12 protein-coding genes and 1 other RNA gene are annotated in these 13608 nt (G+C 42.9%); 6 read left to right on the top strand and 7 right to left on the bottom strand.

The genetic code is table 11. The features are described from left to right. The 5 genes from B2Y23_RS06705 to B2Y23_RS06725 all read right to left on the bottom strand — a co-directional run. The coding region (locus tag B2Y23_RS06705) for an FAD-dependent oxidoreductase (protein WP_291369794.1) at positions 1–246 on the bottom strand (246 nt) is incomplete at its 3' end. Next, complete coding sequence (ubiH, locus tag B2Y23_RS06710) at positions 243–1451, bottom strand: 2-octaprenyl-6-methoxyphenyl hydroxylase (RefSeq protein ID WP_291369796.1); 1209 nt, start codon at positions 1449–1451, stop codon at positions 243–245. The genes B2Y23_RS06705 and ubiH, both read right to left, overlap by 4 nt. A 327-nt stretch (positions 1452–1778) precedes the next feature. Then, positions 1779–2015 (bottom strand): DUF378 domain-containing protein, encoded by a 237-nt coding sequence (locus tag B2Y23_RS06715; protein WP_291369798.1) that lies wholly within the window; start codon positions 2013–2015, stop codon positions 1779–1781. A gap of 466 nt (positions 2016–2481) precedes the next feature. After that, complete coding sequence (gene pepP, locus B2Y23_RS06720; RefSeq protein ID WP_291369810.1) at positions 2482–3813, bottom strand: Xaa-Pro aminopeptidase; 1332 nt, start codon at positions 3811–3813, stop codon at positions 2482–2484. 75 nt (positions 3814–3888) lie between these two features. Next, the gene (locus tag B2Y23_RS06725; RefSeq protein WP_291369800.1) at positions 3889–4518 is read right to left on the bottom strand and encodes a UPF0149 family protein; all 630 of its coding nucleotides are present in this window, start codon (positions 4516–4518) and stop codon (positions 3889–3891) included. A gap of 64 nt (positions 4519–4582) precedes the next feature. Between B2Y23_RS06725 and B2Y23_RS06730 the strand changes: the two genes are divergently transcribed. The 3 genes from B2Y23_RS06730 to ssrS all read left to right on the top strand — a co-directional run bounded on the left by B2Y23_RS06730 (position 4583) and on the right by ssrS (position 5706). Continuing rightward, entirely contained in the window at positions 4583–5134 is a 552-nt protein-coding gene (locus tag B2Y23_RS06730) for a hypothetical protein (RefSeq protein WP_291369802.1), read from the top strand. A 2-nt stretch (positions 5135–5136) separates the two neighbouring features. Continuing rightward, complete coding sequence (locus B2Y23_RS06735; RefSeq protein ID WP_291356171.1) at positions 5137–5421, top strand: cell division protein ZapA; 285 nt, start codon at positions 5137–5139, stop codon at positions 5419–5421. 101 nt (positions 5422–5522) lie between these two features. Beyond that, a non-coding RNA gene (gene ssrS / locus B2Y23_RS06740) (6S RNA) lies at positions 5523–5706 on the top strand. 166 nt (positions 5707–5872) lie between these two features. Here ssrS and B2Y23_RS06745 read toward each other — a convergent pair. Beyond that, positions 5873–8920: a heavy metal translocating P-type ATPase gene (locus tag B2Y23_RS06745; protein ID WP_291369804.1), complete on the bottom strand. Its 3048-nt coding sequence runs from the start codon at positions 8918–8920 to the stop codon at positions 5873–5875. Positions 8921–9002: 82 nt separating this feature from the next. Between B2Y23_RS06745 and B2Y23_RS06750 the strand changes: the two genes are divergently transcribed. The 3 genes from B2Y23_RS06750 (at position 9003) to lon (ending at position 12592) form a co-directional block, all read left to right on the top strand. Continuing rightward, positions 9003–9383 (top strand): MerR family transcriptional regulator, encoded by a 381-nt coding sequence (locus B2Y23_RS06750; RefSeq protein WP_291356175.1) that lies wholly within the window; start codon positions 9003–9005, stop codon positions 9381–9383. A 48-nt stretch (positions 9384–9431) separates the two neighbouring features. Continuing rightward, complete coding sequence (locus tag B2Y23_RS06755) at positions 9432–10019, top strand: 5-formyltetrahydrofolate cyclo-ligase (protein WP_291356177.1); 588 nt, start codon at positions 9432–9434, stop codon at positions 10017–10019. A 146-nt stretch (positions 10020–10165) separates the two neighbouring features. After that, the gene (gene lon, locus B2Y23_RS06760; RefSeq protein WP_291369806.1) at positions 10166–12592 is read left to right on the top strand and encodes an endopeptidase La; all 2427 of its coding nucleotides are present in this window, start codon (positions 10166–10168) and stop codon (positions 12590–12592) included. Between the two features lie 265 nt (positions 12593–12857). On the opposite strand, the gene B2Y23_RS06765 is transcribed toward lon, so the two are convergent. After that, on the bottom strand, positions 12858–13608 hold a 751-nt coding region (locus tag B2Y23_RS06765), incomplete at its 5' end, for a M28 family peptidase (protein ID WP_291369808.1).

Below are 13608 nucleotides of genomic sequence, written 5' to 3' on the forward strand. Positions count from 1 at the left end.
ATAAGGCATTTGACGGGCAAGCTTTTCCCAGACTCCGACCGTTTTCAATAAATGAATGGTCGCCTGGCTGAGTGCCAAGACCCGCGGGTTAGCAACACTTTTGGTTTTCTCGGCATCCAGGATTGGAGCAGCATCCAGTACAGTTGCCTGTACCCCGCCTTGGGCCAATAATAATGCAGTCAGACCACCGACCAGACCACCACCAATAATGACGACATCTAAAACATCTGATTGAACTTGGCTCATGCTTTTAACCCCATGGCATAGTTGGCCACCAGAGGTTTAATCCCCGGAATGGTCTCAAAAGCGACCAAGCCAGTATTACGAATGAATTTTAAAAAAGGGTTGGCGTTGCTAAAACCACGCACGACCGAATCACAGAATTTAATCACACGTTGTTGATCGGTCAGACGGGATTTTTCATAATCTTGCAGCATTGCGGCATCACCTAAATCGGCTTGCTGTGCGACTTGTTCACTTAAATAACGCACCAGGACATGGGCATCACGCATACACAGGTTAAAGCCCTGACCTGCAACCGGGTGAATGGTATGGGCTGCATTTCCCATCAGCACTACCCGACCCACGACCTGTTTTTCAGCCAACACTTGTGAGAGCGGGAAGCTAAAACGGCGACCTGTTTTTTGGAATTTACCCGCACGATCACCGTAGGTGTCTTGCAAGGCATCCAAGAAATGTTGATCATTTTCTTCACCTAACCACTCGCCTTCGGTGCCTTTTTTCACTGGCCAAACCACTGAACGGCGGTATTCACCCGGTAGTGGTAATAAGGCTAGAGGGCCAAGCGGGCTAAAGCGTTCAAAACCGACATGATTATGCGGTTTAGAGGTTTGTACCGTCGTGACAATAGCAACCTGGTCATAGTCATGCTCAGAGGCACCAATGCCTAGAGCTTTACGGCAAAACGAATCACGACCATCGGCAGCAATCACAATTTTAGATTGCAGTTTCAGTAAATCATCACCACGTTGCGCTTCAATATAGGCATGGTCTGAATCTTGGGTTAATGAAGTCACCTGTACGCCATCGATCAGCTCAATTAATGGCTGCTTGCGCACTTCCGTGAGCAGTACACGACCCAACCAGGCATTTTCAATGACCTGCCCAAAACTTTCGACTTTTTCTTGTTCTGCTTTTAAACGTGCCTTACCAAAACTGCCTTGCTCGGTAATATTCACCTCTAAAATAGGCGTGGCATGTTCCTGCAAGGCATTCCACAAACCAAGTTCTTGATAGATTTCTACCGTGCGACGAGACAATGCGCTATTACGTGCATCAAAACTGGAGTGATAAGGCGCAAGATGAGCATCGTCATAATTGGGGTATTTGATTGCTTCTAAGAGTTTTACGGCAATTTTGGTTTTCGCCAACATCAGTGCGAGGCTTAAGCCCACCATCCCACCACCGACAATGATGACTTCTTGCTGCATGCTTTGATCCTTATCTGTGGTATCTATAAATTCTAGATACGTCTAATCATAATTGATTTTATATTACCTCAAAGATTTTCATTTTTATAATGAATTAGCGCTTCGGTTTTGAGTGAGGCAAGAGTGTGAGTAAATTTCAGCTATCTAGCTTAAATATGGAGATAAAATTATTAACAGAAAGAGATATAAGTTTTACCGCCGCCTCATAAAAAACGGAGCTTAAGCTCCGTTTAACACAATCAGATCAGCAAAATCCGCTAATAATCCCAATTACAGAAATCAGCTTCATGCAGATCTAAACACATTCCTTTATTCACAGATTGGCTATTAACGCACAACTCTGGTTTGAGGCTCATGATGTACTGCTCTACCTAACTTGGTTCCTGTATAGATTAGATAAAGTGCAGATAAACCCACCAAGACATAAACAATTCGAGATAAGGTACTCATTTCACCAAAGATTGCAGAGACCAAATTAAAGTCAAATGCACCAATTAAGCCCCAGTTGATGCCACCAATAATGGTTAAAGCATAGGCAATCCAGTCTATAGTATTTAATCTCATAGTTTTTCTCCCACTCTTCTTTAAGTTTATTTAAGGATCAGAGAAAGTATGTGAAGGAAACTGGAATTAATATGTTGCTTTGATGCAAAAAACCGATTTCCTATGTTGAATTCATGTCACTTTATAGCTGCTAAATTTTAACTTGGTTATTTTTATTTGAATTATTCGCGATCTAGGTAAATCAAAATGCATTTTGCTTCAATGAGTATTCTTTTCAGTTACATTCAATCGTTATATTTCAACATTGGACTTTTCTTGGATAGGTTCCAGAATAATTAAAATTTCCCCAACCATTTTAGGCGTTAAGAAGCAGGGTGATAAAGGACAAAACGTGCATGCTTTACATTTATATGCACTGCCCGAATCAGGTTAAGTCTTTATAAAATATTGAATTACCTCACTTCAAGCGATATTGTATCTTGGAAAAAAGCCGGTCATTTGACCGGCTTTACCTACCCAAAATCGCTTAGGCTACTTTGGCTTTTGCCATCAGTGCTTCAATATCTTCGACTGTTTTTACTACATCTTTGGTAAGCACCAATGGGCCGTTTTCGGTAGCCACCACATCATCTTCAATACGGATACCAATACCACGCCATTTTGCATCGACAGTTTCATCGTCGGATGCAATGTATAGCCCCGGTTCTACAGTGACGACCATACCTTCTTCATAGGCACGCCATTCACCATCTTGCTTATATGAACCGACATCGTGCACATCCATTCCTAACCAGTGGCCGGTGCCATGCATGTAGAACTGACGGAAAGTTTCTTTTGCGATAATTTCCTCAAGATCACCTTGCATAATGCCGAGGTCTAATAGGCCTTGAACCAAAATGCGTACCGCCACATTGTGCGGTTCTTTATAGGAGTTACCAATCCGCACTGCAGCAATTGCAGCAATTTGCGAATCGAGTACCAGGTTATATAAGGCTTTTTGCTCAGGACTGAATTTACCATTGACCGGGAAAGTACGGGTAATGTCTGAAGCATACAATTGATATTCGCAGGCAGCATCAATCAGTACCAGATCACCATCTCTCAGCTCTTTGTCATTTTCCACGTAATGCAAAATGCAGGCATTTGCCCCTCCCCCAACAATACTGTTGTATGAAGGCAAGCAGCCATTTTTACCAAAAACATAATTCAATTCTGCTTCCAGTGCATATTCCATCATGCCCGGACGTACCATTTGCATGGCACGGGTATGTGCTTCTGCTGAAATATCTGATGCAAGTTGCATTAACCTGATTTCTTTTTCAGATTTATGCAGACGCATTTCATCCAGAATGCGATCTAGCTGAATCACTTGTGCCGGTGCCGAAGTACCTTTACGTGATTCACCATTGGCTTTGACCAGCCATTTTGCTACGCGGGCATCAAAATCGGCCTGCTGGCCAATGCGATAGAACAGCTTTTGTTTATTGTGCAATTTCTCGATAATTTCTTCATCGAGCAGATCAATGGCATAGGCTTCATCCGCCTCATAATCATCCACTGCACCATCTACACCGGCACGGTAACCATTCCAAATTTCCATCTCGCGGTTACGTTCACGGCAGAACAGACTATAGGTATAACCTTCATCAATCGATTCAAAAGTCTCAATCACCGCCACGGCTTCAGGCTCTGCAAATCCTGTCAGATAGAAAAAGCTGCTGTCTGCACGGAATTTATAATCTGCATCGCGGTTACGCATGGCAACCGGGCTGGTGGCGATAATTGCAATACTGTGCGGACCCATTTCTTCTGCCAGGCGGTCACGACGTTCCTGAAAATCTGCTTGAGTCAGTTTCATCATTAAGTGTACTTTTGTCTTTTATGAGTAGGTTATAACTTTTAAAGGGTCTGTTCTTGAACACAATCGCCCGAATTAGCTCGGACGATGCGGTGTAAACATTTCCACAACACTGCTGGCTTCAGTAGCGTTATTTTTTTGCAATTGTGGCTGGATATTTTGCAGCAATGGAGTTTCGGAAATTTCCACTTTCTTACGTCCCAATGACAGGCTGACAGGAATTAAACGCACAAATTCATAAAGCTCCTGATAGCTTTCTTCGCCTTCTTCGTCATCATCCGATTCATCAAACTCAACTGCAGCCACATCTTGCAGATGTTCAATCAGTTCCATTTCATCCGGACGGATATGTCCTGATGCCAGACCAAATCCCAATACCACACCGGCACACCAGTCCGCCAAGGCTTGTACACGATCCGCAAGAACGTGTTCATCATCCGGAAGCAAAGGTAAATAGTCGAGTTCATCTTCAGATAAAGCATGGGCAATATCTTCCGCTTCATCGGCTAATATCTCTAAAACCTGCTGCTCGAGTGCCGGAATTTCAAGGGTGGCTAAAATTTGTTGCCACTCATCTGATGTCGGTGCTTGAGTAACACAAACAATACCCGTTAGCAGCCCATGTAACTCACTTGGGCTTGAAATCTCTTCAATTTTTGAAAAATTGTGGTGCCATTCCGACCAACCTGAAATATCGTCTTGCATTCGTTTATCCAATCTCTATACTTCGTATATATTACCTTTGTTTGCGATACTGTGCGACTACGATATGTTAGAAGAATTACAGCGTCTACAGGCGCATATTGGCGTTTTAAAAACGCGACTTGCGCATTTTAAAAGTGAAAATGATGCACTCAATGCTGCAAAAGCAGATTCCAATGAGCACCATCATGCCCAAATTGTGCAAAAAAATGGCATTATCACCCAGAAACAAGAAGAAATAGATAATCTGAGCGAGCAATTAAACGAAACCCAATCGCAATTCAAGCAATTGAATAGCGATGCAGCTTCTTTAGCTGACCGTTATAGCCGTTTGGAAAAAAGCTGTACCGATCTTAAAAACCGTTTTCAGGAAATTTTGGCTGAACGTAATGAATTACGTATCATTAAAGAAAAAATGCAAAATGAACAGCGCTTGGCTCAACAGGAAATTCAGGGTTTGCAGCAGGAACGTGAAAGATTGTTACAAAAAAATGAACACGCGAAAGCTAAAGTTGAAGCCATTATTCAGCGCCTGTCTATTTTAGGTACAGCTCAGGACCAGCATGCGCAAGAAATTCAGCAACTTGCCCATCCCACCGATGCCAATGAGGACATTTAATCATGAGTGAACAAATTGCGGTTGAATTGCGGGTATTGGGTCATAATTTTCGTTTAGCAACCACTGAAAAGGAAAAAGCTGATTTACAGCGTGCAGCTGAATTATTAAATGAAAAATATGATGATTTTCGCCGTAAAGCACCACGTCTTGAACCGAGCAAACTGATTATTATGGTGGCGCTTGAACTGATGCAGGAAGTACTGGCCATGAATAAATCCCTGCAAGAATATGCACATTGTGAACGCTTGCTTACCACCATTTTAGAAGATGTCGATGATTTGGTTTAATTTCTGATTTAAATTGCATAAACATTCATCATTTAGGATTTAACTTTACAGTTGTTGAACACTGAGGATTTGCCAATACTTCATTATTGGTTATACTTACTCTATCTCTGAGGTGTTCGCCAGCGAGTCTATATCCCTGCCGATACTTAAATCTACGGATTGTGTTCTGCATATTTAGAGTGTATGCCCATCTTCGTATGGGAAACCCAGCAAGTATGCGTCGCGTCCACCTTGAACTTCTTCGGGTTCAGGGTAACGACATGCAGCGGCATCTTCGGAGTGTTTTTTCTTTTTCTTAGTCATATTTATTACAAGATCTATTCACCTATTTTCATTTTAAAAAATTTTCATTTTTAAATTGATTTCGTGCTCCTCCATCTATTCACCGATCATCTATGCAAAAAACCCAAGACTTGTATCTTGGGTTTATTACTTTCCTTTACAGGTTCAGTTATTCAGACTTTTGCAAACGCAGTGCATTAATGACCACAGACAAAGAACTCAGTGACATGGCAACTGCAGCAAGCATCGGGGTCAACAACAAACCGATTAATGGGTAAAAAATTCCTGCTGCAACCGGCACACCTAAGCCGTTATAGACAAAGGAAAATGCCAGGTTCTGCTTCATGTTTTTCACGCCCAGTTTTGCCATATGAATGGCATCTGCCACACCACGGATATCTCCTTTCACTAAAGTCACCTGAGCCGTCTGTTTGGCAATATCGGTACCATTCCCCATTGCAATACCGACATTGGCCTGGGCAAGTGCCGGTGCATCATTAATGCCATCGCCTGCCATTGCCACAACCTTTCCTTGAGCCTGATAGTTTTTCACGATATCTAATTTTTCAGTCGGGGTACAGTTGCCATAGACCTGCTGAATTCCCAGCTCAGCTGCAACAAGTTTTGCATTTTGTTCATGGTCACCAGTCGCCATCACCACTTCAACGCTATCGGCAATCAGTTGGTCGATCACTTGATGGGCATTGTGTTTAATCGCATCATGAATCGAGATATAAGCCAAAACTTGCTGTTCATTGGCCAAGAAACTGATCACATTTCCCTTGGCCCGTTGAGCATCCAGCTTCGCTTGAGCCGGTTCAGCAAGTTTTAAACCCAGTTGATCCAGCAGTTTTTGACTACCTACATAGAAAGTTTGATCATCAATCTGCCCTTTCACTCCAAAACCGGTGACATCTTCAAAATCACTGACTTTTAGCAGTTGCTCATGCGCAACAAGCTTGGTTAAAGTCTGTGCAATTGGATGAGTAGAATACTGTTCAATTGAGGCAATCCATTGTTCCACCTGCGTTTGCTGTACAGTATCTGAAAGCAGTTTAATCTCTTTCAGGCTCGGTTTACCCTCGGTCAGAGTCCCGGTTTTATCGACAATTAAAGTGGTGACTTTACTTAAAGCTTCAATCGCTTCGGCATCTTTAAACAGCACTCCTTTTTGCGCTGCAAGACCTGTCGTTGCCATGACTGACATTGGTGTTGCCAAACCTAAGGCACATGGACAGGCGATAATGAGGACTGCCACCGCACACATCAGTGCCAAATCAAACTGTGCTTTGCCAAAGAGCATCCAAGCCATAAAAGTCAACACACTAATCGCCAAAACAATCACCACAAAATATTTGGCAAATACATCGGCAAGTTTTTGTAACGGTGCTTTGGAGCGCTGTGCTTCGGCTACAGTCTGAATCATTTTGGCTAAAGTGGTATTAGCACCGACTGCCGTGGTTTGAATACGTATGCTGCCCTGCTGATTCACCGTACCGCCAATCACCTTGTCATCAACTTCTTTTTTCACCGGAACCGGTTCACCTGTCATCATGGCTTCATCAACATAGGTTTTGCCTTCCACCACAATGCCATCCAGTGGAATCTGCTCCCCGGAAGAAATCTGCAAGATATCGCCCTGTTTCACCATGCCAACATCCACTTCCACCACCTGATCATGCTGTACCAGTTTTGCAGTAGGCGGTTGCAGTTTCAGTAATGATTTTAATGCATCAGCAGTTTTGGCACGTGCTTTCAGCTCCATGATTTGCCCAAGTAAACTCAAGGACACAATCATACAGGCCGCTTCATAATACACGGCGACCCCATGACCAGTTTTCGCTTGCATCGGGATCAGGGATGGAAAAACTGTTGCCACAACACTGTAAATAAATGCCGCCAGTACCCCGACCCCAATCAGGCTCCACATGTTCAGGTTACGGGTTTTATAAGAAATCCAACAACGTTCAATAAAGGGTTTTCCTGCCCACAGGATTACTGGAATAGAAAGCACTAGTTCAATCCACGGCTGAATATGCTGCGGAATAAAGGCATGAATATGCGAACCCATGGCCATGATAAAGACAATTAAAGTCAGTGGTAAGGTCATCCAGAAACGATGACTGAAATCGACCAGTTCAGGATTCGGTGCATCATTTAAGGTCGGTTGCATCGGCTCCAAAGCCATACCACAGATTGGACAGGTTCCCGGTCCTTTCTGCACAATTTCAGGGTCCATCGGACAGGTATAATCCATATCCGCCGCACCTTCCGGTACAGGCCGCTGATCGGTTGGAATCAGATAAAACTCAGGATCACCTTTAAACTTTTCCAAACAAGACGGATTACAGAAATAATAAGTTTTAGCCTGATACTCTGTTTTTAAATCAGTTGAAGTGTCTACCAACATGCCACAAACAGGGTCAATTTCCGAACCATGTAAAGGTGAATCATGCGCTTCGCCACAGCAATTGGATTTCTTTTCTTCAACTACCGCTTTTTCTTTTGAACCACAGCAAGAGGATGCTTTCTGACTTATTTGTAGATATTGCTCAGGTTGCTGGGTAAATTGAGTCAAACAGCGTTCCGAACAGAAATAATAGTCTTGCGATTCAAACTGAATGTGGAATTTAGAATCTGTTTTAACCTGCATGCCACAGACGGGATCAGTAACGGTGGTTTGCAGCTCTAATCCAGCATTTGAATCTGCGCCGCTACAACATCCCTTTTGTTCTGCTGTTTTAGGCTGCGATGCACAACCACAGCCCGAAGTCTCAGATTTATTTTTTTCTAAATATTGTTCTGGATTGGCCTGAAATTTATTCAAACAGCCCTGACAGCAAAAATAATAAAGTTGTCCTGAATATTCGGTATGCGGTTTGGACAAATCTGTCACGGTCATGCCGCAGACCGGATCAACATATTGCTGCTGTGGTTTTTTCTCACCACCACAACATGAAGATGAGGCCGTTACAACTTTAGCTTTATTTGCACAGCCACAGCCTGATTTAGGCTTGGTTTGTTGAAGGTAAGTTTCAGGATTTTTAATAAACTTTTGTTTGCAGCCATCACAACAAAATAAATATTTTTTCCCCTCAAATTCAAAAGCATGCTCTGAAGGTTCAGAAACGCTCATGCCACAAACCGGATCAACTTTCACTAATTCAAGAACTGAATCCTGTTTTGCACAGCAGGAAGATTTTTGTTGCTCATTCATCCGACTCACCTGTTTTATTTTTGCATTGTGTTAGCATAAAGTCTGTACCTAGGTACAGAGTCAAGTCATTTGAGGATATTTTATGCTCACCATCGGAAAACTGGCCAAACAGTGTCATATTAATGTCGAAACCATTCGCTATTATCAACGCATCGGTTTAATGCGCGTGCCTGAAACTACCCAGAGTTACCGTTATTACAATGACAAAGACATTGAAACTTTAAGCTTTATTCAAAAAGGTAAAGATGCAGGTTTGCAACTCAGTGAAATACAGGAGTTACTGCAACTTCAACTCGAGGACCGTGAACAGGTAAGACATGTCATCGAACAACGCCTAGAAAAAATTGATCAAAGGATTCAGGAATTGCAGGCGCTGAAAACCCGTTTAAGCAGTTGGGTAGATGAATGCAAGAGCACAAATCAAAGCGGCTGCCCGATTCTGAAAGAGCTGAAAAACAGTTAAACTCCTTTTAGCATGAATATTGATATATTTTTTGGGAACGAATAAAAGATGTCAGTGGATTTAAAAGTTTTACGCAAGCAACTTCGACATCAACGTAGAGCCGTCTCCGACTTTCAACAAAAACAAGCTCAACAAAAAGTACTCCAGCAACTGATCCGGCTAAAATCTTTTCAGCATGCAAAAAAAGTGGGGGTTTACCTGCATGCTTTTGGAGAAATTAATACCAATCAAATTATCGAGTACTGTTTTAAACAGCATAAGCAGGTTTATCTGCCAATGATTTGTACCATGAACCAGCAATTGCACTGGGTTCGAATCAGTCTGCAACAATACCGAAATAAGCGTTTTTCCTATCATCCTTTTGGTATGCAGGAACCTATGGCCGGACGCGGTGTGCATGTTTCGACGCTGGACTTTTTAATCATGCCTTTATTAGCCTGTGATATTTATGGTACACGCATTGGTATGGGCGGCGGTTTCTATGACAAAACCTTGGCCAGTGCGCCAAATAATCCTTTTCGCCTGGGGATTGCGCATGACTTTCAGTTGATCCAGCAACGCTTGCTACGCGAAGCATGGGATCAACCGCTAGATGCCCTACTGACGCCTTCAGAATATTTATCTTTCAAACGTTAAACTGTCATTTTGGTCACTCAGGAACACTTTAGAATCACACATTTACTCATTTTTTATACATTTTCATTTGCCCTGCCCTTGTATTTTTTGAAATACACTTCACTATAAAAATATGGCAACACCATTGTTACTCATTAGGAGTGCCCATGTCTGAAATTATTATGAATCAAGAAACCTCAGCTACACAGGTTCCAAACGTATTACCCCTTTTAGCGCTACGTGATGTGGTGGTTTACCCACATATGCAAATTGCGTTATTCGTAGGTCGTGAAAAATCGATCAAAGCAGTTGACGTGGCCCGTAACAGTGACAATCTCGTATTTGTAGTTGCACAACAAGATTCTCTTACAGAAGAAATTGATCACGACAACTTATATCAATACGGTACTGTCGCGAAGATTGTGCAAGTTGTGAATCATGAAAATGATGAAAACTGTATAAAAGTACTCATTGAAGGTTTACATCGTTCTAAACTGGTCAAAATCGTCGACAATGATGAGTATTTATCAGCCGAACATGCTCTCAGCCCAATGACTGTGAATGTTGAATCTGAGGCTCAAGAAACACGTGTGCAAGAGTTACGCGCTTTATTTGCCCAATATGCAGAAGCCAAATTACGTAATGCACGTGAATTGATTACTGCTGCAAATAAAATCGATGACTTATTGCAACTGTTGTTCTTTGTGGCTACCCGTGTGCCATTGAACATCGATATCAAGCAAAAGTTCTTGGAACATGATGACTTCGAAGCACATTTGACTGAGCTCATGACTTATTTGTTACAACAGTCTGAAGAACAGCAGATTGAACAAACCTTGCATGACTCGGTAAAACGCCAGATGGAGAAAAACCAGCGCGAATATTTCCTGAATGAAAAAATGAAGGTGATTCAGCGCGAACTTTCCGACATGAACGGCGGTGCTGAAGATGATGTTGCAGAAATTGAACGTCGTCTGGAAGAGGCTGATTTACCTGAACATGTGCGTAAAAAAGCCGAATCTGAATTCCGTAAGTTAAAAGCCATGCAACCTGCGTCAAGTGAAGCGGCTGTGGTGCGCAATTATATTGAGGCGATTTTAGATACGCCTTGGAATAAAGCCAGCAAAGTCAGCATTAACCTGAACAAGGCGCAAGAGATTCTGGATGCCGACCACTATGGTTTGGACGAAGTGAAACAACGTATTGTTGAATACCTAGCGGTTCAATCACGCGTGAAAAAACTTAAAGGTCCGATTCTTTGCCTGGTGGGTCCTCCAGGGGTAGGTAAAACTTCACTGGGTGAATCGATTGCCAAAGCCACAGGTCGTGAATTTGTGCGTATGGCTTTAGGTGGCGTGCGTGACGAAGCGGAAATCCGTGGTCACCGTCGTACTTATATCGGTGCGATGCCAGGTAAAGTGGTGCAGTCGTTGACCAAGGTCGGCGTAAAGAACCCACTGTTCTTGCTCGACGAAATTGACAAGATGGCACAAGACTACCGCGGCGACCCTGCTTCTGCCTTGCTTGAAGTACTTGATCCATCACAAAATAGCAAGTTCAACGATCACTACCTTGATCTTGATCTGGACTTGTCTGAAGTGATGTTCATCTGTACTGCAAATAGCATGAATATTCCTGAGGCTCTTTTAGACCGTATGGAAGTAATTCGTCTTCCGGGTTATACCGAAGAGGAAAAAGTGAATATTGCTGAGCGCTACCTGGTTCCTAAAGCGATTAAGGACAATGGTTTACGTGGCAAAGAATTGACCATTCATGAAGAAGCCATTCGTGACATCGTGCGCCGCTATACGCGTGAAGCAGGTGTGCGTAGCTTGGAACGTGAAGTATCAAAAATTGCGCGTAAAGTCGTGAAAGAAGCGGTCAGCAAAAAAGCTAAAAACCTGCATATCGATGTGACTGCTGACAACCTGTCTGATTACCTAGGCGTACATAAGTTCGACTTCGGTATGGCAGAAGAAGAAGCGCAAGTCGGTCGTGTCAATGGTTTGGCTTGGACATCAGTTGGTGGCGAATTACTTTCGATTGAAGTTGCTGCGGTCAAAGGTAAAGGTAAATTCATTACCACCGGTTCACTCGGTGATGTCATGAAAGAATCGATTACTGCCGCAATGACTGTGGTGCGTACCCGTGCAGATGCGCTTGGTATTGAATCTTCAAGATTTGAAGAAACCGATATTCATGTGCATTTACCTGAAGGTGCAACACCGAAAGATGGTCCGTCAGCAGGTTTGGCACTCACCACTGCATTGGTTTCAGCCTTCACAGGCATTCCGGTACGTGCTGATATTGCCATGACTGGTGAAACCAACCTCGGTGGCCGTGCAATGCGCATTGGTGGCTTAAAGGAAAAACTTTTAGCTGCACATCGCGGTGGCATTAAGACGGTATTCATCCCTCAAGAAAACGTACGTGACTTGGTGGAAATTCCAGAAAATGTCAAAGCTGGCCTGGAAATTAAGGCGGTGAAAAGCATCGATGAGATCTTGCCATTCGCCTTGACCGAAGCGCCAAAACCTTTGGTGAAAGCACCAATTGTGAAGCCGATTGCAGAAGGTAAAGCAGCCCGTCATTAATCGTATTTCGATACAAAAAAGAGAGAGCTTCGGCTCTCTTTTTTTGTGTAAAAGTTTTACGATATTGATAGAGCATCAGCTTGAAAAAAATACATGTAGCCCTCATGTTTTATTATAGAGGCACAGATACGCTATAGATGTAGTGTAGATTTCTAATTTATTTATAGTTAACAAGTTATGTGAATGGTCATCTACATCTCCAGGTGGATGACCTTTTTGATCGCAGTCCCAGTATTCTATTCAGGGGCTGCGTTTTTTATTGTACCTATTCATCAGGCTGAAGCATTAAGCTATAAGTCAGTCCATTTATGACATTGGCCATTTTGGAAATATTAAGGGTTTTTAAAGTATCAGTCGCGCTATGATTGTGCTTGTTACGAAAATGACCTGTATCGGTAATCATCATGGCGGGAATATCGAACTTCCAGTAATTCAGATGATCTGAAAATTCCATTCCCGCAATAAAGGACGGTGCGACCAGTCGTTGACATTCCAACCGGTCCAGTATGCGCATCGATTCACAATATTTCGCACTCATGTCATAGGACTGCAAATTACTGACCGCGGCAATAAAGTTTCCATGTTGCGGATAGACCCATTTCAAGCCCGTAGGATATTGCTGCACCAGATTTTCATCAAAAAACCCGATCATCTCTAAAATATAAACGCCCCGGATTTGATTTTTTTGAGCCTGGATTGATTTCGCATGCACAAAACTGCCCATCTGCTCGGTCTTGAAAAATGGCGGTTCTTGCAAGGTATAAAACACAAATTCGACATTATGGGCCAATTGAGATTTCAGCTGTGAGAGTATACGCGCCGTTTCAATCACCCCTGCCACTCCTGAGGCATTATCATCTGCACCCTGCGTTTCCCCAAACACATCATAATGCGCACCGACAATCACTTTGTCAGCGTGACCTGCTGTTAAGGTACAGACCACATTGCGATAACCCAAACCATTGACCATGTAATTCTGATACTGGCATGGAATACCAAACAAACGCATCTGTTCT

This window comes from Acinetobacter sp. UBA5934 (assembly GCF_002430855.1).
Lineage (GTDB): Bacteria > Pseudomonadota > Gammaproteobacteria > Pseudomonadales > Moraxellaceae > Acinetobacter.